Genomic DNA, 18,315 nt, shown 5'->3' with positions numbered 1-18,315 from the left:
AAAACCGAAAAGTTTTGTGGTTAATTTCCCCAATATACAAGTGTTTAATAGAAGAGCAGAAAGACATTTTATGTACGTTTGTGCCATCATATAAATTTATACGCAATCATTTGAAAAACATTTGATGAAAAAATTCGACTTGGATAATGTCATAATCAGAATTTTTCAGGAGCAGGTGCTGCAAGTGGCAGCAGTAAAGGGAGATAATAAAGAAATCAATTTGTAGTTAAAGAAGACATGTATTCGATTGCCAGAAAAAACAACGACATTCTTGCAATAAGGAAGGATTTTGAGCCGGCAAACAAAAAAAGAATGAGAAGAACTGTCTTGAGGCATTCTAGACAGCTGCTTCTCATTCAATTACCATGTAAGCTTCAAATGATTGTTTTTACTTGACTGGATAAGTTCAGTTCATTCTTCAGTAGATTTTGATTTTGCCCATGCGGATGAAACATTTAAAGCTCCGAATGTATATAAGTTTTCATTATTCTCCTAGCACTTTCTTTTCAAACCGATCAATATCGACGTCAGCTCCGATGACAATTAAAATATCTCCTGCCTTGATTACTTCTGTAGCTTGCGGCGATACGATAATTTCGTTATTTCGTTTAATCGCAACAATATTGATTCCGTATTTCGCACGAATATCGAGCTCGATGAGAGAATGGCCGGCAATGTTGCGGTTAGCAGCAATTTCAACAATGCTGTGCTCTTCCGACAGCTCAAGATAGTCCAACACATTGTTCGAAAGAAGATTATGGGCAAGCCGCCGCCCCATATCCCGTTCAGGGTGAACAACTGTATCTGCTCCTATTTTTGACAAAACCTTTTCATGATAGTCGTTTTGAGCCTTCACCGTTATATGCTTAACTCCTAGTTCTTTCAACATAATGGTTGTCAAAATGCTCGCTTGAATATTGTCGCCGATGGCTACGATCACATGATCAAAATTTCTGATTCCCAAGCTTTTTAATACGGCTTCATCCGTTGTATCCGCTACAACAGCATGTGAAACAATATTGGCAAATTCGTTTACTCGATCCTCATCCACATCAATGGCAAGCACCTCTGCTCCTTCTTCCGATAACGTTCGGCAAATGCTTCCGCCGAACCGCCCCAACCCGATTACGGCAAACTCCTTTTTCATCAATACTCCCCCATTACAACTTGAATGACATTATTCTTGTATTTCTTGGCCAAAATCAATCGCTTGTTTCAACTTTTGCTGCATAAACCCTATTCCTTTGCAATCGGAAAGAGGATAATGAAAAGCTGTCTTATTTGTAAACACTTGTTCTATATATGGACGGAATTTCTTTCCTCCCAAAAGAACAATATCATCTACATCTAACAAATTTTTTTCAACCGCTTGTTCCTTCAATTGGTTGATTGTAATTAATTCAGGATGCTTTTTCATGCTAAAGGAAACATTGTAAGGACCAGGCACAAAATCATTTGGCCGCAAAAAGCCATGCTTGGCAGACAAAATCACCCATTCATCGAAAAATTTTTTAGCATACGCCTGGCAAAGGCGGTGAAAAACTCCTATATACGCTTTTTCTGCGGAAACAGCACCTGCACTGGGTTCTTTATCCCATACTTTTTTTGTTCCGCAAGGTATGACACAAATCCTTCTCATTTAACATTTCACCTGTTCAATCGATTATTCAATTCATTCAAAAATTGTATAATATCGTTATGAAAAACAAAATCAGCCCATTCATCGAAGTCTGTTTGTTCTTGGTTGACAATCACTAATACCGCTCCCATCCTTTTTGCCAAGAGCGGTATTTCGTTCGCTGGCCGAACTGTTAAAGATGAACCAAGCACGATCATAACGTCTGCTTTTTCACATTCAAGCTCCGCATCTCTAAAAGCATCTTCCGAAAGCAGCTCTCCGAACAGTGTAATGGAAGGACGAATAAAGCCTCCGCAGCCGCAATAATATTGATTTTTCAAGTATACATCATTTAGAAAGCGTTGGCCGCAATTGTGGCAGTGAAACGTTTGAAGTGTTCCATGAAGTTCAATTACGTTTTTGCTTCCTGCTAAGAGATGGAACCCATCAATGTTTTGAGTAATAATCGATTGAATCTTCCCTTCCTTTTCCCATTTTGCCAGCAAGTAGTGTCCTTCATTCGGAGATTTGCTTTTATATAATTGAAGGCGTTCTTTATAAAATTGAATAAATTCATCACGGTTTGTCTCCATCGCTTCAATGCTTGCCAATTTACTCGGATCCTTTTTGCGCCACAAACCAGTTTTTGAACGATAATCCGGAATTCCGCTGGCAGTGGACATCCCTGCACCAGTAAATACAACAGCATGTTCAGATTGTTGCAAAAGATCAGCGACTTCGGATATCAAAGCCATCTTTTTTCATCCTTTTTTATTAATTGTGAAAACAATTATTTTAACCTGAACTTACCATTTTTTTATAAATGAAATCAATAAATTCGTCAACAATTTCTTTGCGGAACCGTTCAGTCCGAGACAATATCGATAAATGCCGTTTAATTTCCACATCTTTTATTTTCAATTCATATAAGTAGCCGTATTTCAGCTCTCTTGACACCGTAATCCTCGGCAAAAAGCCGATTCCCAGCCCGGATTCTATAGCAGCTTTTACAGCCTGCGTGCTTCCTAGCTCCATATAATAATTTATTTTATCTAACACCCCATATTTTTTTAATGTATTTTCGATAATGAGACGGGTTCCTGAATTTTTTTCTCTCCAGATCATTTTTTCTTTTGCCAGCTCTTCAATGTCAATTTGTTTTTTCTTCTTCAAAGGATGCTCTCTTCCGCATACTAAAATAAGCTCGTCATCGACAAGCTTTTTTACATGAAAAATGCTGTTTTCTACAACTCCTTCTACAAATCCGATATCAATTTTGCGGTCAACAAGCCGATCAATAATGCCCGGAGTATTAGAAATCGCTAATGAAAGCTTTACATCTGGCACTTCTTTTTTAAATTTTCCGAGCAGACTAGGCAAAAGATATTCCCCAATTGTCAACGTCGCTCCGACACTTAGTGTAAAATCTTTGTGTCCGGTTATTTCCTTTACTGCTTCTTTTGATTGTTGAATTTCTTCCACAATATTTTTGGCAATCGGATATAACATTTTGCCGGCTTTTGTCAAAGTCATTTTTCCGTTCGAACGGTCAAACAATGGGGTTCCATAATAATCCTCTAGTTGATGGATTTTTCTCGTAACAGCCGGCTGGGACACATAGACAAGCTTTGCAGCACGGCTGATGCTCCCTTCCTCAACAACAAGACAAAACATTTTTAAACTTTCCAAATCCAATTCGGAATCACTTCCTTACAATTTAAACACTTAAAAACAACTTCATGCTAACACCTATCAGCAAAAAAGACAACATTTGCAAAATCCATTTTCCAGGCACTTTTGTTGATAAGATAGCTCCCAGTTGAGAGCCGATCATCACTCCTATACCGCCCCACAAGCAGGCCGTCCAATTAACATTCCCTAATGCAATTTGATTCAGCGCACCAACAAGTGAATAGATCGATAATGCAAAAAGAGAAATCGCAGTTGCGTCGTGAGGACGAATCTTCAATAAATAAATTAAAATGGGGACGAGCAACCATCCGCCGCCAATTCCAAAAAAATTCGATAAAGTTCCCAACAAAAGTCCGATGATGAATAAAAAAACAGCTTTTAAACGGTTTCTGCCCTCATTGAAAAAACCTGCTTTCATACTATGTTTCGCCTCTTCCGGAGCTTTTTTTAAAAGCAAAAACATCCCGAGCATGAATAAAGCAGCGGCAAATATCCAATAAAAAAAGTCGGGTGAAATAATTCCCAACAGCCAAGTGCCGATAAACGTTCCCGGGATGGAGCCGAAGATGATCGGCCAACTGATAGAAAAATGAACACGCTTTTGCCGTATATAATTCATCGACCCTGATATAGAATTGAGAAAAACCACAACAAGACCCGTACCAGCTGCAATTTCAGGAGGCAATTTCAACAGCAATAAGAGAGCAGGAACAAACACAAATCCTCCCCCTGCTCCCACCATTACCCCATAAGCGCCTGACAAAAGTCCAAGAGCGAGCAGCAAAACCATTTCCACCATTCAAGTTCACCTCTGTTAATATCCTAATTAAAGGGTACCAGTGAGAAGGATTGGTGTGAAATGCTTATTCAACATGGGGTATAACAAAATGTTATAGTTTGTGATATTTTTGTTTTTAGTGCTTCTAGCCTTGCCCATTTAGAAAATGTTATATATAATTAAATCGAAATCATTACGATTTAATACAGCGGGGTACTCATATATTTTGAAAGGAGTTCAAATCGATGAAAAAAGTCTTTTTTGCATTTTTAATGGCAATGCTTGCAATCTTTCCTATCGGCTGCGGCCAAAATAACAACAATGCTTCCGAAACGAACAATCATAATGAGGACAAAAACAATCAAAAAGAAATTGAAATTTATACAACAATCTATCCACTGACAGATTTCACTAAAAAAATCGGCGGTAAATACGTTCATGTCGAAAGTGTTTACCCGCCGAATGTAGAAGCCCACACGTATGAACCTACATTAAAAACTTTGGAAGCAATCGCGAAAGCGGATTTATTTATCTATACTGGAGCTGGTATAGAAGGATTTGCCGATAAGGCAGAAAAAACGCTGAAAGACGGCAATGTCAAAATTGTAAAAGCAGCTGAAGGAATCCCATTATTAAGTGCGTCCGAAGATGAACATGACCATGAAAGCGGAGAAGAAGAGCATTCACATCATGAAGAAGATTCAGATCATGAAGAAGAACATGGGAACCAAAACGAAGAGGAACACGATCATGCACATGGAGATGTTGACCCTCATGTATGGCTTGATCCAATTAGGGCCATTACTCTTGCGGAAAACATCAAGAACGCTTTAACGGAAGCGGCTCCTGATCAAAAAGAATATTTTGAACAAAATTTCGCTCAACTTAAACAAGATCTTGAAGAACTGGATCAATCATTTCAAGAAACAATTAAAAAATCGAAAACAAAATATATTCTTGTCTCTCATGCTGCTTATGGTTATTGGGAAGACCGCTACGATATTGAACAAATTCCAATATCGGGATTATCTCCAACGGATGAGCCTAGTCAAAAGCAGCTTGTCAAAATCATTGAACTATCGAAAAAACATCATTTAAAACATGTGATCTTTGAACAAAATGTATCTGAAAAAGTAGCAAAAATCATCCAACAAGAAATTGGTGCCAAATCATTAACGCTACATAATTTAGAAAGTGTTTCGGAAACAGATTTAAAAAATAACGAAGACTACTTCAGCATTATGAAACGCAATCTTGAAACGTTATCTGAAGCTTTAAATTAAATACTATTTGCACGCTTTTAGGGGGCTGTCCAATGAGTCTTTTTTGGCTTATGGATGCCCCCTTTCATGCTTTAGAAAACGTTGCTATATCGATGTTTATGAGTTTTTTGTTTTCAATGGAAATTTGACTTTCTAGACAGACCTTTATATATACTAAGTTGACATAATAAAACTACTGTAAACTGTTAAACTTTTTTATTTCATATTTTTGTAAAATCAAGTAAAATATTTAGACATACGAATAAATATGAGAGGAGAAACCAAAATGGAAGCAGCTGTTCAAAAACAGAATATGGGTCAAATTACATTATACAGAATATTATTTATTATCGGATTTGTTCATCTTCTAAACGACTCGATTCAAGCTGTTATTCCAGCAGTTTTCCCTATATTGGAAAAATCAATGAATCTTACATATATGCAGCTTGGATTCATTACATTCAGCCTTCAGCTAACGGCATCTTTGCTTCAGCCTGCTGTCGGGTTTTATACAGATAAAAAGCCGATGCCTTATTTGCTGCCCATCGGGCTTACGTGTACGTTTTTCGGCATGCTGGGACTTGCTTTTGCACCTAATTATTGGATTGTTTTAGTTTCGGTATTTTTCGTCGGAATCGGTTCAGCCGTTTTTCATCCGGAAGGTTCAAGAGTGGTGCATTTAGCAGCGGGAGAACGAAAAGGGCTCGCCCAATCCATTTTTCAAGTTGGAGGTAATGCCGGACAATCTCTTGCTCCCATTATGACAGCTCTTATTTTCGTCCCTATGGGACAATTTGGCGCGATTTGGTTTACTTTAATTGCCGGCATGGCCGTCATCGTCCTTCTATACATTGCAAATTGGTATAAGGAAAAGCTCGACAGCCGAAAAAAAACAAGCGCAAAAAAAGCCGTTGTGCAAGTTCCTGCCGCTCGAAAAAAGCAAGTGAAAATTGGACTTATGCTGCTCATCTTCTTAGTTTTTGCTCGTTCATGGTATCATGCAGCAATCACTAATTTTTACCCTTTTTATTTAATTCATGAACATGGACTTTCCATCAGCAAAACACAGCTATATATTTTTATATTTTTAGCAGCAGGTGCAATCGGAACATTTTTAGGAGGGCCGCTTTCAGATCGTTTCGGAAGACGGAATATCATTGCTTTCTCAATGCTTGGATCAGCTCCGCTGGCGGTCATTTTGCCTTATGTGAATGAATTTTGGGCAATTCCAATAATGCTCATTAACGGCTTTATTATTTTGTCAAGCTTTTCTGTAGTTGTCGTATACGCACAAGAGCTAATGCCTGGAAAAATCGGAACTGCATCCGGCTTAATGGTCGGTCTTGCCTTCGGTTTAGGCGCTTTAGGATCAGTCGTGCTCGGTGCTCTCGCGGACTTATTCGGCTTAAAGCCAGTTATGATCGCGTGCGGCTTTCTTCCATTTATCGGCATGCTCTCCATGCTTTTACCTTCCGATCAAAAGCTGAAAGAATGGACATCTTAACATTTTTACAAGACAGCAGCTACTTTTCAATTGATGTGAAACAAAAGACAAAGTTGTTTTGACAATAAAAACATCCATGAGTAATTTTACTCCCCACCCATGCATGAAAATCCATCATTCCTTCCCATAATGGATATGAACGCAAACAGTTTTGAAAGACGTTCTCTTTAATGGTGGTTCGACCCTGTAATAAAAACTGTTTGAGTCCATTTGGTGTTCCACCCATTGTCAGCCCTTTTCGTGTGAAAAGGTGACTACGAACAGAAAAATGCCTAACGTGCAAATGGACTCCCTGTTTGCGAATTTATCGATGGAAGGAGTAAGAATCATGGATGTTCTTTATCATCGTTGTGCAGGATTAGATGTCCATGCCGAAACAATTGTCGTTTGTGCTCTTCTTGGAGAGGAAGAACACGTTCAAAAGGAAGTTGAAACATTTCCTACTTTCACGAAAGACTTGTTTCGTCTTCTGAAATGGTTAGAAGATCGTGGTGTCACTCATATTGCGATGGAGAGTACGGGCGTTTACTGGAAACCTGTGTTCAATATTTTGGAAGATTACTTTGACATTACACTTGCCAACGCTCAGCGAATCAAAAATGTACCGGGGAGAAAAACCGATGTTTCCGATGCAGAATGGATCGCCAAATTGTTGCGTTACGGATTGATCGAGAAGAGTTTTGTACCTCCTGAGAACATTCGAGAATTACGGGATTTAACTCGCTTGCGCAAAAAATGGATCGGGCAGTTAACCGCGGAGAAAAACCGCATTCAAAAAGTGTTGGAATGTTCCAATATCAAGTTAAGTTCCGTGATTTCGGATGTATTTGGTGTATCTGGGCGAAAGCTACTGGAACGTTTAATGAAACAGGGATACATCGAAGAAACCGAAGTCGATGCTTGCATTCACAGGAGTATGAAGAGGAAAAAACAACAAATTCAGGATTCTCTCTTTGGTACATTGACCAACCATCAACTGTTCATGATTCGCCAATCGTGGAAGCACATCGAATCGTTGGAAAGTTTACTTCGAGACATCGAAGAACGAATCGACCAACTCTTACAAGTATACAAACAAGAGATGGAGCTTCTTGTGACCATACCGGGGATCAAGAAGGAAACCGCTGCCGTGATTATCGCTGAAATCGGAGTCGATATGGGACAATTTCCAACGTCTCAACACCTCGCTTCATGGGCGGGAGTCGCGCCGGGAAATCATGAAAGTGCTGGAAAACGAAAAAGTACCCGAACGACGAAGGGGAATCCGCATATCAAATCGGCGTTATGTGAGGCGGCTTGGGCTTTGTCTCGATGTAGGAATCAACGTTTGGCAGCGAAATATTGGTCATTGGCGGCACGCAGGGGAAAGAAAAAAGCACTCGTTGCGATCGCGCACCGAATGCTTACCATCATTTACTGCATCATTTCTCGAAAAGAACCGTTTCGAGAGCAGTAAATAAATTAGTATAACCAAAAAGGTTCAGAAATATACGAGATACCTAAAAATAAGGTAGCTCTGCTTTCCTAATTCCTTTTTTTGGTCGTTAATAGGGTATCCAATTTGATTGTGGGGTATACCGCTTCAGCCATGGTTAATTGATTTTCACAGAAAAAAAGATTGAATGAAGTTAAAGCCAATGAACAATTTTTTGTTCAAATGTAATAAATGAAAGCTTTTATTTGTACTAAGGAACGAATGAACACAGAAATAATAAAAGGCGTTTTTCGGCTGTCCATCAACTTTTCAGCCTGAGAAAACGCCTTTTGTGTTCTTTTATTCTTGAAAAGCACGGTCACCGAAAATTTTTAACGTTATATCATCTGCTGGAGGATTATGAAGACCGCATCTGACATCCCGATAGTAGCGCTCCAATGGGTATTCTTTTCTTAAGCTTTGTCCGCCTGCAATTCGCATGGCTAGGTCAACGACTTTGATCGCACTGTTTGTGGCAACATATTTTACGGCAGCCAGCTCATGCCCCATTTGTTCGTGTAAATGCGGCTGTTCATCCCATTTTTTCGCCACACTGTACATAAAATGCCGTGCGCTTGTAAGCTCCAGATCCATTTCAGCTGTTTTTCGCCGCACTTCCGAAAGTTCTGAAATTGGATGAGAAAGACTGGCAGGTTGATACTCTTTTGCATATTTGACAGCAAAGTTTCTTGCGGCGATAGCGATCCCGAGGTAGCAGGCAGGAATATGTAAAAGCCATCCTTTCGGAGTGGAAGGACTGAATGTAGCTTGTCTGATCGAAACGAGAGCGTCTTTTTCGACCTTTACGTTGTGCAGTAATAAATCGTCGCTTCTTGTCGCGCGCATGCCGATTGTATCCCATGTTTCTTTTATGGAAAGCCCCTCTGCTCCTTTTGGGACTAAATATTCGCCAACCTCACCTGTTTCTTCAATTGTTGCGGTTACAATAAAATAATCTAGAATCGAGGCCAGTGATGTGAACGATTTATGGCCATTAATAATCCAGCTGCTTCCTTCTTTTCTTGCCGTTGTTTTTGGTTTTCCGCCTCTTGCAGGACTTCCGGCAGCCGGTTCTGATGCACAGCTATTGATTAATTTTCCTTCAGCGACAATTTCTTCGCAAATGCGCTCAAACGTGCGTTCATCCCATTTTTTTGATTCGGATAAATCCATTACGATTCCATTATGCCACCCTAACGATAAACCTGTCGCTCCATCTCCTTCTGCAATTTTTTCTTGCACAAGCAGAAATTCATATAAAGAAATTTCATTTCCTCCATATTTTTTTGGCACAGTTAATTTCAGAAATCCTTCCGTTTTTAAATCTGAAAAGTTTTCAAATGGAAACGAAGATTCCTGATCATTTTTCGCGGCTCGCTCCGCGAACTTCTCCGCAAGTTTTTCGGCTTTTTCTCTTAATTCTCGATGCGATTTGTTGACAATAACCATTTCATCTAAAAAATTCATATTCTTCACACACCTGTTTCTTTTTCTTTCTTTTCTATCTCTATTGTAGCTCTATTATTCATTTTCGTTAAGCTATCCAATTGGTTTTATTTTAATTTTTTTGGTAAAATACAGAAAAAAATATGTAGGAAATAAAGGAGAATGATGATGAGAACTTTCAAACAGCAGCTTGAAAAATATGCAGAACTTGCCGTCAAGGTCGGAGTCAATGTTCAAAAAGGACAAGAATTGTTCATTTCTGCAAGCATAGATGCAAAAGAACTCGTCCGATTTATTGCGGAAAAAGCTTATGAGGTTGGTGCAAGGAATATTCATATCGACTGGCAAGATGATGTTTTAACAAGATTAAAATATGAAAAGGCTCCTGATGACGTGTTTTTAGAATATCCTGAATGGAAGTCTCTCGAAAGAACTGCCCTAGCAGAAAGAAATGCAGCTTTTATTTCTATTGTGTCCCAAAGCCCTGATTTATTAAAAGGCATTCAGCCTGAGAGAATCGCTAATTTCCAGAAAGCGTCTGGAACGGCTTTAAATACGTTTCGCAGATACATACAATCGGATAAAGTCAGCTGGACGGTTATCGCTGCCGCAAGCGAAGAATGGGCGGAGAAAGTTTTTCCAAATGAAGAAAAATCGCTTCGAGTTGAAAAATTATGGAATGCTATTTTTCAAGCAACACGTATTAATGAGGAAGATCCGGTTTCTGCATGGAAAAAACATAATGAAAACCTTCATCAAAAAGTCGATTATTTAAATGCGAAAAAATATAGAAAGCTCCATTATCAAGCTCCTGGAACGGATTTAACTATTGAACTGCCTGAAAAGCACCTATGGGTGGGAGCAGGAAGCGTTAATGAAAAAGGCGTTTCTTTCATGGCAAACATGCCTACAGAAGAAGTGTTCACAGCTCCGAAAAAAGATGGGGTAAATGGTTATGTGACTAGCACAAAACCGTTAAGCTACGGCGGAAATTTAATCGAAAATTTTGTCATCACATTTGAACGAGGACGCATTACAAATGTAACAGCCGAAAAAGGCGAAGAAATTTTGAAGCAATTAGTCGAAACAGATGAAGGCTCTCATTATTTAGGTGAAATTGCTTTAGTACCTCATAACTCACCGATCTCAAAGTCAAATCTTTTATTTTATAACACGTTGTTTGACGAAAATGCTTCAAACCATTTAGCGATCGGCAGTGCCTATGCGTTTTGCTTAGAAGGCGGAAAAACGATGACAGAGGATGAATTGAAACAGCATGGTCTCAACACAAGCATTACACATGTTGATTTTATGATCGGAAGTGCAGAAATGGACATCGACGGCATTCTTCCGGACGGCACACGTGAACCAATCTTCCGAAAAGGAAATTGGGCGTTTTAAAAAAGGGCCGGCTGATCGTTTCTCATGAAAGCCTTGCTTAAATATTGCACAACACTTAGCTGAAACTGTACCGTACATCCTTGACGTTTGTTTCAGGCAAGTCAGTAAAAGTTCTATATTTGTCGTTTTGCTTATTTGCTGCATCAACATCATCATAGTATTTGTCTTCTTTGAATCGAATCGTACTTTATCATGCTAATGGGCGGTCATTTGACTTTGCCCTTTTCATTCTTATTCAAAGAAAAAAACAGCCAAACTTTATAATGATCCACTACGCGAAAAGGAGAACGTAAAAAATGGAATTGTCCATCATTTTAAGTTTTCTTGCAGCTTCTATTTTATTAACCGTTGCACCAGGACCCGATAATTTATTTGTTATTGCACAAAGCATGTCTTACGGCTTTCGAGCGGGGTTCATCACTTCTCTCGGACTTTGTACCGGACTTATCGGACATACTTTAATCGCATCTCTCGGACTGTCAGCCATACTCTATCAATCTACTGTTATTTTTACAGCTATTAAATCTGTCGGTGCGATCTATCTGTTATATTTAGCATGGGAATCTTATAAGGAAGGGAAATCAGCAGTTTCCGGTAAAATAGCAAATGTAAAAAGTCTTTCACTCTTTTCTTTATATAAAAGAGGCATCTTGATGAACCTGTTAAATCCGAAGGTGTCATTGTTCTTTTTAGCTTTCTTGCCGCAGTTTGTATCAACAAACAGCGTCCATGTTCAGCTCGACATGTTTGTGCTAGGTCTTATTTTCATTGTACAGGCATTGGTATTGTTTTCCTTATTTTCAGCATTAGCCGGCAAAATAAAAATTCTGTTTCAATCTAAAAAAACAGTTTCTGCTATTCATTACGGCAAATCTATTTTATTTGCAGTTCTTGGCGGAAAGCTGCTTTTTACAAAAATTTAGTAGATACAATGAGGGGAAACGTCAGGAGCGAAATTTTTTTCGCTCCAGTTTTTTTACTCTGCCCCCTACTTCATTTGTTTAGAAGATGAATGTCCGAATCAACATCATTACTTTCCCGCACATATCTTTTCTTTAGGCAGTAAGATCAATTTTTTCAACATGTTTTATAGCCGTCCCAACTCATTCTTTTTACAGCTTCTTTTGTCTGCTATAATTCTACGTTTATTAATCCATTTGTCCTCCTACATAACTGAATTCTTCCTATCATCCTTCTCCCAAAAAACAAAATCGTCAAGCTGAATAATTATCATTCCAATCATTTGAAGGTGTTTATTCATTTTAACCTTCTAATTCGCATATATTTGTACAAATGAGAGGTGAACATGGTGAACGCAGAAAAAACTAAGCCGGCTCTACAAATAAAAACATTTTTTGAACATCGTTTGCAGCGGTTTCTTCAGCATCTTTTTTTATCGATCATTTGCGGATATATTTTATACTACTTAGTTAATTAAATGCAGAATAAACGCAGCGAATTCAGAACAAAGAGACTTCACATTTTTAGTACGTGAAGTCCGAAACTGCCCATAATAAACAAACGATGATGAAAGCAAAAGCGCTGCAATCGGTATTTCCAGGGCTTTCCGGAAAGCCAAATCCTCAATATATCAACGTTTCTAAAACAATAATGAGGGCTTCTATTATGCGAAAAAACGAATTAAAGATACCCCTAAAAAAACATGCCTTGGCTCGCAAGCTTCTTTGAAGTCGGGGTTAAAAAATTCAAATTGAAAAAGACCGCACAATTTCATTAATAAATTGTGCGGTCTTCATCATTTTAACAGCTCGATCCATAAGTAAAAAAGATTACTCAGTTTTCTCCTGTTTCTTTTTAAATGTTCGATAGACGAAGAAAAATATAATAAGCGCCAATAAAACAATTGGTAAATTCCCTACAACGAGCACAACAATCCAAGATGCCGCCTGAACAATCCAATGAATGCTTGTCAAAAATTGTTCTTTCGTTTTTTCCCACGTATTAAAATCCTTTGAAAAATTTTCATGAGATTTTATTTCTGTTAATTGCAGTTCAACTGTTGCATAGTCTGTTCTATTTTCAATATATTTTATTCTGCCCTTTAATTGTTCGATTTCTTCTTGGACAGCTGCCAAATCTTCCGAAATTTTCAACAAGTCTTCTGTTTTCTCAGCCGATTCCATAAATTTAAGGAGCCGAGCTTCAACCGCTTGCTTCGATTTCAATCGAGAGTTTAAATCGACATATTCTTCTGTTTGATCTTCACCAGTCATTTGCTCCGATTTGACTGATTTGCTTGCCTTTTTCACTTCCTCTATAAATCGTTGAAGTTCATTTTGAGGAATGCGGAACGTTACATATGCCTCGATCTTTCCATCCTGTTCCACTGCATTTGATTGAATGATATAGCCCCCTCTGCTTTCGGCCTTCTTTGTTAAGTTTGCAATCGTTTCATCATAGCTTACCACTTCTGCCGTTATATTCGCAGTGTACATAACTTTTCGTTCGTTTGAGTATGTGCTGGCAGCTGATTTCGCTTCAACTGTTTCCATTTCTCCTTTTTTTTCAATTTTTTTCTCTATCATGGTCTGATCCATTTTAGCACTTTCTACGGATGATTTTTGTTCTGAATTGCTGCAGGCGGCCAAGAAGAGCAGCAACAAACCAATCAAGACTTTCTTCATTTTCATCATCTCCAGTTAATGACAGTTTATGGATTAGACGAAATAATGAAGCAAAGGGATCTTAAATAGATGAATAAAATGTGTGCAAACAAATGAAAGTGTGCTACTATAATAAACGTACTTGCGCTTGAAACCTTTCGCTTTTACCATTCGTCTAACATAAGGAAATTCTACTCTTCTAAAAAAATCATTTTCATAAAGTTGGTGGGCTTCATGGATTCTAACAAAAAGGCGCAATCGCGGTTTGATTATCAATTAGCATTTATTATATTTCTACTATTTTGCGCGAGCTGCGTGGCCATTTACGGAGCGCAAACGACTTCAGGACAATATGCTGTGGATTTTATTTTTAGGCAAATTGCCTTCTATGCAGCCGGCTGTCTTATTGCCGGTGTTGTCATGATGTTCGATTCAGAACAAATTCAAAAAATGACATGGTATTTATACGGTTTTGGAATTTTTCTTCTATTTTTGCTAATGATTGCTCCCGAAAAAATCGCAGAAGAAAGAAATGGCGCCAAAGCATGGTTTACTCTTCCCGGTTTTTCGTTTCAGCCTTCAGAAATCATGAAAGTTTTCTTAATCATTGCGTTGAGCCATATTATTTGCAAGCATCATCAAAAGTATTTGCATCGAACTATTCAAACCGATCTCATTTTGTTATGTAAAATGGGTGTGACGACAGCAGTACCGGTATTGTTCGTTATACTGCAGCCTGACTTTGGGACTGCGCTTGTCATGTTTGCCATTTTAGCCGGCCTTATTCTTGTTTCAGGCATATCTTGGCGGATTCTTACATTAGGGTTCCTCATCGTAACCCTCTTTGCTGCAACAATTTTTTATCTTGTATTGCGAATGCCTGAAGTTCTTGCCAAATATTTAGGTGTCAAGCAATATCAGTTCGGCCGGATTTATGCATGGTTAAATCCCGAAGGATATAAAAGCGATGAAGGCTATCATTTGCTCAATTCTCTAAAAGCTATCGGATCTGGCCAAATTTTCGGAAAAGGGGTTGGGCATGGACAAGTATATATCCCTGAAAACCACACCGACTTTATATTCAGTGTGATTGGGGAGCAATTTGGATTTATCGGCACTAGTATTGTCATTAGTTTATTTTTCTTATTAATCTATCACATCATTAAAGTGTCAATTGAAACAACTGAACCGTTTAACAGCTATCTTTGTACTGGCGTCATCAGCTTGTTTGTCTTCCATGTATTTCAAAATGTCGGCATGACGATTGGCCTTCTGCCGATTACAGGTATACCGCTTCCTTTTATCAGCTATGGAGGAAGCTCCCTTATTGGCAGCATGATGGCGATCGGATTGATTTTCAGTATCCGATGGCACCATCGAGTATCTATGTTTTCAAAAGAATAGGTGTCCAATAAAGTTGGACACCTTTTTTGTTTTGTTTAAAAAACAGATTGTATTAGCATGAATTTTTCTCGCCTATGGAAGGCAGAGCCAGCAGCTTTCTGTATCACTCATATCTTAACGATTCGATTGGATCCAATCTTGCCGCCTTGTTTGCCGGCAATAGTCCAAAGAGAATCCCAATAAACATTGAGAATAAAAGTCCGCCGACGACAACCTGCCATGATACTAATGATGGCCAACCGGCAAAAATGGAAATGATGGATGCAATTCCTGCACCTAATAAAATCCCTAAAGTTCCCCCAATTAATGTTAATGTCATCGATTCAATTAAAAATTGCAGCAAAATTTGTCTCCTTGTTGCACCAAGAGCTTTGCGGATGCCGATTTCTCTCGTTCTCTCGGTGACGGAGACGAGCATGATGTTCATGACACCGATGCCGCCAACTACGAGGGAAATTCCGGCTATGCTTCCGATAATCATGGTCATAATACGGGTAATTTGGCCGATGGATTCTGCAATTTCTTCAAAATTCACCACTTGATACGAATCTTCTGTTTGATGCATGTCGTTTAGCAATTGTTCAGCTTTTTCCCCTGCAGCTTTGATTTCGTCTGCACTAACTGCTTCAAGCGTTACTTGCGTATAATTCGTTTGACCGAAAGCATTTCGATAAGCCGTCCATGGAGTGTAAATTTCCGACATGCCAAAGGCAAAAATTCCTGTCGGTTTTTCAAGTATGCCGATAATTTCGAACGGCTGATTCGATACCCAAACGACCTCGCCAATCGGATTATGTTTTTTAAATAAATCTTCTGCTAGTTGGTCGCTAATAATCGCAACACGTCTGCCGCCTAAAAAATCCGCTTCCGTAAACAGTCGGCCTTTATGAATGTTTAATTGATTGACATCCATATATGCAGCATTGATCCCATAGACCGTGGCATCGATTGTTTCTTCTTTATACCTTATTTGATAAGAACTTGTCGTGGAAGCAACAACCTGTTTAACTTCAGGGATCTCTTTCAACGCTTCAACATCTTCTTGGGTAAACGGATCCACTAACATTGCGTTCGGATTTGCTTTCAACTCTTCTTCACTTGGTTGATAATACACTTCTATCGTATTGCTGCTGCCTGCAATTTGGGCTTTTAAGGCTTGTTCGCCCCCTTGGCCGATTGCTACAACTAAAATAACAGATCCGACACCGATAATTATTCCTAGCATTGTCAGAATTGAACGGAGCTTATGGGCAAGAATGGAGGAAAACGCCATCCGAAAATTTTCCATCAAATTCATAATGTGCTCCCCCGTCCCAAATCTTCTTGTAAAATTTCTCCATCTCTTACTACAATCGTACGCTTAGCAAATTGAGCCACTTCATGTTCATGCGTTACGACAATGATGGTTGTCCCTTCTTTATTTAGCATTGTAAATTGTTCCATAATTGCTTCGCTTGTTTTCGTATCCAATGCACCAGTCGGTTCATCTGCCAAAATGAGCTTTGGATTATTCACAATGGCTCGAGCTATTGCCACCCGTTGTTTTTGGCCTCCCGATAATTCGTTTGGCATATGCTGAATTCTATCGCCGAGTCCAACCTTTATTAAAGCCTGCTTAGCGAGTTCATCCCGCTGTTTTTTTCCAATGCCGGCGTAAATCATTGGCAGCTCTACATTTTTTAAGGCGCTCAACCGCGGCAGAAGATGAAACTGCTGAAAAACAAAACCGATTTTCTTGTTGCGTATTTTGGCCAATTCTTGATCATCAAGGGACGATATATCCTTCCCTTCAAAATAGTAAGCACCTGATGTCGGGCGGTCCAAACAGCCAATAATATTCATGAGAGTTGATTTGCCGGAACCGGACGGCCCCATAATGGCCACAAAATCCCCCTGCCGGATTTCTAAATTGATTTTTTTGAGCACATCCATTGTTTCTTTACCGTTTCTATAAGATTTCGTCACATCTTCCAGCTTGATCATTTGATTGTCACTTCCACGCCTGCTTTGATTTCATCAGATGGTTCACGAACAATTTCATCATCTTTTGTTAAACCGCTCGTCACCTCAATATATTCATCGGTTGAAGTACCGGTTTTAATTTCTTTTCTTGTTATTTTTCCGTTTTTCACTACATAAACATATTGTTGATCATCATCTTGTTGAACAGCGGTAAGAGGAATAACATTCGCTTTTTTTCTTTCCGTTTCAATTTCCATAATCAATTTAAAGCCAGGCTTCACCGGGATGTTCTGATCTTGGACAAGAACTTCCACTGGATACTGGACAGCCTCGTTTCCTGTTTCCGCCGCCATCTCACTGCCTTGTTGAGGTAAAATGCCAATTTTCAATACTTTTCCTTTCCATTTTGCATCAGGCACCACATCAGATTTTAAAACTACAGGCTGACCTTCTTTAATTTTTAAAGAATCGTATTCAGAAATGACCCCTTCCACTTTCATTTTGTTCAAACTGCCAATATGTATGAGCGGCTTCACATTTTCGCCCATTGCTACTGCTGCGTCTTCATCTACGGTAATCACAATTCCATCAACTTCGCTTTTCACTTCAAGTTCTAAAATCTTCTTTTCTACTGTTTCCAGTTGAATCTTCTGTTGTTTAAGCTCAAGATTCGTCATTTTCTTATCCATTTGCAGTTGATTTTTTTCATTTTCTATTTGCTTTTCTGCTTCTTCTTTACCGACTTGTTTTTTCAATTCTTCTTCTTTTTTCTTCAGATCATCCAACTGCTCATTGATTTGATCTAGTTTGATATAGCTTTGTTCAATCGAAAGCTTGGCCTGTTCCTTTTCAAGCTCTAATTGTTCGTTTTCATAAATGACGAGAGGTGCTCCTTTTTTTATTTTGTCCCCTTCTTTGACAAGGATTTTTTTGATCTTTCCTCTTTCAGCATCATAATAAATTTTTTGTTCATTCATTAATTGAAGAGTACCGGGAATCATAACATTCCCGGTAATTTCTTTTTGCTCCAATTTGACTGTTTCTACAGTCGGATTTTCCTTCGATGCAGCACGAAAAATACTGATCCCAACAAATAAAGCGATGATAACTGCTACTCCTACACCGATCAAAACTTTCTTTCTCATACTAT

Annotated in this window: 17 protein-coding genes; 7 read left to right on the top strand and 10 right to left on the bottom strand. The window is 38.8% G+C overall.

Annotation, left to right across the window (positions count from 1 at the left end; all coding sequences use genetic code 11):
* Positions 1–484 precede the first annotated feature (484 nt).
* The 5 genes from NSR00_RS02950 to NSR00_RS02930 are packed head-to-tail and all read right to left on the bottom strand — an operon-like array spanning position 485 to position 4,109.
* On the bottom strand, positions 485–1,150 hold the full coding sequence (locus NSR00_RS02950) for a potassium channel family protein (protein WP_269467019.1): 666 nt from the start codon (positions 1,148–1,150) through the stop codon (positions 485–487).
* Positions 1,151–1,177: 27 nt separating this feature from the next.
* Entirely contained in the window at positions 1,178–1,639 is a 462-nt protein-coding gene (locus NSR00_RS02945) for a DUF6884 domain-containing protein (protein WP_130157983.1), read from the bottom strand.
* Between the two features lie 8 nt (positions 1,640–1,647).
* Positions 1,648–2,373: an NAD-dependent protein deacylase gene (locus NSR00_RS02940; RefSeq protein ID WP_340786875.1), complete on the bottom strand. Its 726-nt coding sequence runs from the start codon at positions 2,371–2,373 to the stop codon at positions 1,648–1,650.
* A 40-nt stretch (positions 2,374–2,413) separates the two neighbouring features.
* On the bottom strand, positions 2,414–3,313 hold the full coding sequence (locus NSR00_RS02935; protein WP_340786873.1) for a LysR family transcriptional regulator: 900 nt from the start codon (positions 3,311–3,313) through the stop codon (positions 2,414–2,416).
* A 22-nt stretch (positions 3,314–3,335) separates the two neighbouring features.
* Complete coding sequence (locus NSR00_RS02930; RefSeq protein WP_130157979.1) at positions 3,336–4,109, bottom strand: sulfite exporter TauE/SafE family protein; 774 nt, start codon at positions 4,107–4,109, stop codon at positions 3,336–3,338.
* A gap of 224 nt (positions 4,110–4,333) precedes the next feature.
* On the opposite strand from NSR00_RS02930, the gene NSR00_RS02925 reads away from it, so the two are divergent.
* From NSR00_RS02925 to NSR00_RS02915, 3 genes are all read left to right on the top strand, one after another.
* On the top strand, positions 4,334–5,371 hold the full coding sequence (locus NSR00_RS02925; RefSeq protein WP_340786869.1) for a metal ABC transporter substrate-binding protein: 1,038 nt from the start codon (positions 4,334–4,336) through the stop codon (positions 5,369–5,371).
* A gap of 265 nt (positions 5,372–5,636) precedes the next feature.
* Complete coding sequence (locus NSR00_RS02920; RefSeq protein ID WP_066251268.1) at positions 5,637–6,854, top strand: MFS transporter; 1,218 nt, start codon at positions 5,637–5,639, stop codon at positions 6,852–6,854.
* 328 nt (positions 6,855–7,182) lie between these two features.
* Positions 7,183–8,310, top strand: coding sequence for an IS110 family transposase (locus NSR00_RS02915; RefSeq protein WP_339199994.1), 1,128 nt, complete (start codon positions 7,183–7,185; stop codon positions 8,308–8,310).
* 318 nt (positions 8,311–8,628) lie between these two features.
* Here the strand turns inward: NSR00_RS02915 and NSR00_RS02910 are convergent, their stop codons facing one another.
* Positions 8,629–9,795 (bottom strand): acyl-CoA dehydrogenase family protein, encoded by a 1,167-nt coding sequence (locus NSR00_RS02910; RefSeq protein ID WP_340786866.1) that lies wholly within the window; start codon positions 9,793–9,795, stop codon positions 8,629–8,631.
* A gap of 147 nt (positions 9,796–9,942) precedes the next feature.
* Between NSR00_RS02910 and NSR00_RS02905 the strand changes: the two genes are divergently transcribed.
* The 3 genes from NSR00_RS02905 to NSR00_RS02895 all read left to right on the top strand — a co-directional run bounded on the left by NSR00_RS02905 (position 9,943) and on the right by NSR00_RS02895 (position 12,613).
* Entirely contained in the window at positions 9,943–11,175 is a 1,233-nt protein-coding gene (locus NSR00_RS02905; protein ID WP_340786863.1) for an aminopeptidase, read from the top strand.
* A 296-nt stretch (positions 11,176–11,471) separates the two neighbouring features.
* Complete coding sequence (locus NSR00_RS02900) at positions 11,472–12,098, top strand: LysE family translocator (protein WP_339212559.1); 627 nt, start codon at positions 11,472–11,474, stop codon at positions 12,096–12,098.
* Between the two features lie 386 nt (positions 12,099–12,484).
* A complete protein-coding gene (locus tag NSR00_RS02895; RefSeq protein ID WP_327863000.1) occupies positions 12,485–12,613 on the top strand; it encodes a hypothetical protein in 129 nt (42 codons plus the stop codon).
* A 352-nt stretch (positions 12,614–12,965) separates the two neighbouring features.
* Here the strand turns inward: NSR00_RS02895 and NSR00_RS02890 are convergent, their stop codons facing one another.
* Positions 12,966–13,820, bottom strand: coding sequence for a DUF4349 domain-containing protein (locus NSR00_RS02890; RefSeq protein ID WP_327855903.1), 855 nt, complete (start codon positions 13,818–13,820; stop codon positions 12,966–12,968).
* Between the two features lie 213 nt (positions 13,821–14,033).
* Between NSR00_RS02890 and NSR00_RS02885 the strand changes: the two genes are divergently transcribed.
* Positions 14,034–15,203: an FtsW/RodA/SpoVE family cell cycle protein gene (locus tag NSR00_RS02885; protein WP_340786858.1), complete on the top strand. Its 1,170-nt coding sequence runs from the start codon at positions 14,034–14,036 to the stop codon at positions 15,201–15,203.
* Between the two features lie 103 nt (positions 15,204–15,306).
* Here NSR00_RS02885 and NSR00_RS02880 read toward each other — a convergent pair whose 3' ends face one another.
* The 3 genes from NSR00_RS02880 to NSR00_RS02870 are packed head-to-tail and all read right to left on the bottom strand — an operon-like array spanning position 15,307 to position 18,310.
* Positions 15,307–16,500 carry an ABC transporter permease gene (locus NSR00_RS02880; RefSeq protein WP_327855902.1) on the bottom strand — a complete coding sequence of 398 codons (1,194 nt, stop codon included), beginning with the start codon at positions 16,498–16,500 and terminating at the stop codon, positions 15,307–15,309.
* Positions 16,497–17,186, bottom strand: coding sequence for an ABC transporter ATP-binding protein (locus NSR00_RS02875; protein ID WP_063389626.1), 690 nt, complete (start codon positions 17,184–17,186; stop codon positions 16,497–16,499). Before NSR00_RS02875 ends, NSR00_RS02880 begins: the two co-directional genes overlap by 4 nt.
* Positions 17,183–18,310 (bottom strand): efflux RND transporter periplasmic adaptor subunit, encoded by a 1,128-nt coding sequence (locus tag NSR00_RS02870; protein WP_063389625.1) that lies wholly within the window; start codon positions 18,308–18,310, stop codon positions 17,183–17,185. Before NSR00_RS02870 ends, NSR00_RS02875 begins: the two co-directional genes overlap by 4 nt.
* Positions 18,311–18,315: the final 5 nt, after the last annotated feature.

The organism is Aeribacillus sp. FSL K6-8394 (assembly GCF_038008865.1).
In the GTDB taxonomy this organism is placed as follows: Bacteria; Bacillota; Bacilli; order Bacillales; family Aeribacillaceae; genus Aeribacillus; species Aeribacillus composti.
The sequence above is the reverse complement of the archived record's forward strand: the minus strand, read 5'-3'. Positions and strand labels throughout refer to the sequence as shown.

Bases quoted from the DNA above. Each gene is read 5' to 3' on its own strand.
- NSR00_RS02880 (WP_327855902.1), bottom strand. From the start codon at position 16,500: ATGAATTTGATGGAAAATTTTCGGATGGCGTTTTCCTCCATTCTTGCC.
- NSR00_RS02900 (WP_339212559.1), top strand. From the start codon at position 11,472: ATGGAATTGTCCATCATTTTAAGTTTTCTTGCAGCTTCTATTTTATTA.
- NSR00_RS02925 (WP_340786869.1), top strand. From the start codon at position 4,334: ATGAAAAAAGTCTTTTTTGCATTTTTAATGGCAATGCTTGCAATCTTT.
- NSR00_RS02885 (WP_340786858.1), top strand. From the start codon at position 14,034: ATGGATTCTAACAAAAAGGCGCAATCGCGGTTTGATTATCAATTAGCA.
- NSR00_RS02875 (WP_063389626.1), bottom strand. From the start codon at position 17,186: ATGATCAAGCTGGAAGATGTGACGAAATCTTATAGAAACGGTAAAGAA.
- NSR00_RS02915 (WP_339199994.1), top strand. From the start codon at position 7,183: ATGGATGTTCTTTATCATCGTTGTGCAGGATTAGATGTCCATGCCGAA.
- NSR00_RS02870 (WP_063389625.1), bottom strand. From the start codon at position 18,310: ATGAGAAAGAAAGTTTTGATCGGTGTAGGAGTAGCAGTTATCATCGCT.
- NSR00_RS02905 (WP_340786863.1), top strand. From the start codon at position 9,943: ATGAGAACTTTCAAACAGCAGCTTGAAAAATATGCAGAACTTGCCGTC.
- NSR00_RS02940 (WP_340786875.1), bottom strand. From the start codon at position 2,373: ATGGCTTTGATATCCGAAGTCGCTGATCTTTTGCAACAATCTGAACAT.
- NSR00_RS02920 (WP_066251268.1), top strand. From the start codon at position 5,637: ATGGAAGCAGCTGTTCAAAAACAGAATATGGGTCAAATTACATTATAC.
- NSR00_RS02890 (WP_327855903.1), bottom strand. From the start codon at position 13,820: ATGAAGAAAGTCTTGATTGGTTTGTTGCTGCTCTTCTTGGCCGCCTGC.
- NSR00_RS02945 (WP_130157983.1), bottom strand. From the start codon at position 1,639: ATGAGAAGGATTTGTGTCATACCTTGCGGAACAAAAAAAGTATGGGAT.
- NSR00_RS02910 (WP_340786866.1), bottom strand. From the start codon at position 9,795: ATGAATTTTTTAGATGAAATGGTTATTGTCAACAAATCGCATCGAGAA.
- NSR00_RS02930 (WP_130157979.1), bottom strand. From the start codon at position 4,109: ATGGTGGAAATGGTTTTGCTGCTCGCTCTTGGACTTTTGTCAGGCGCT.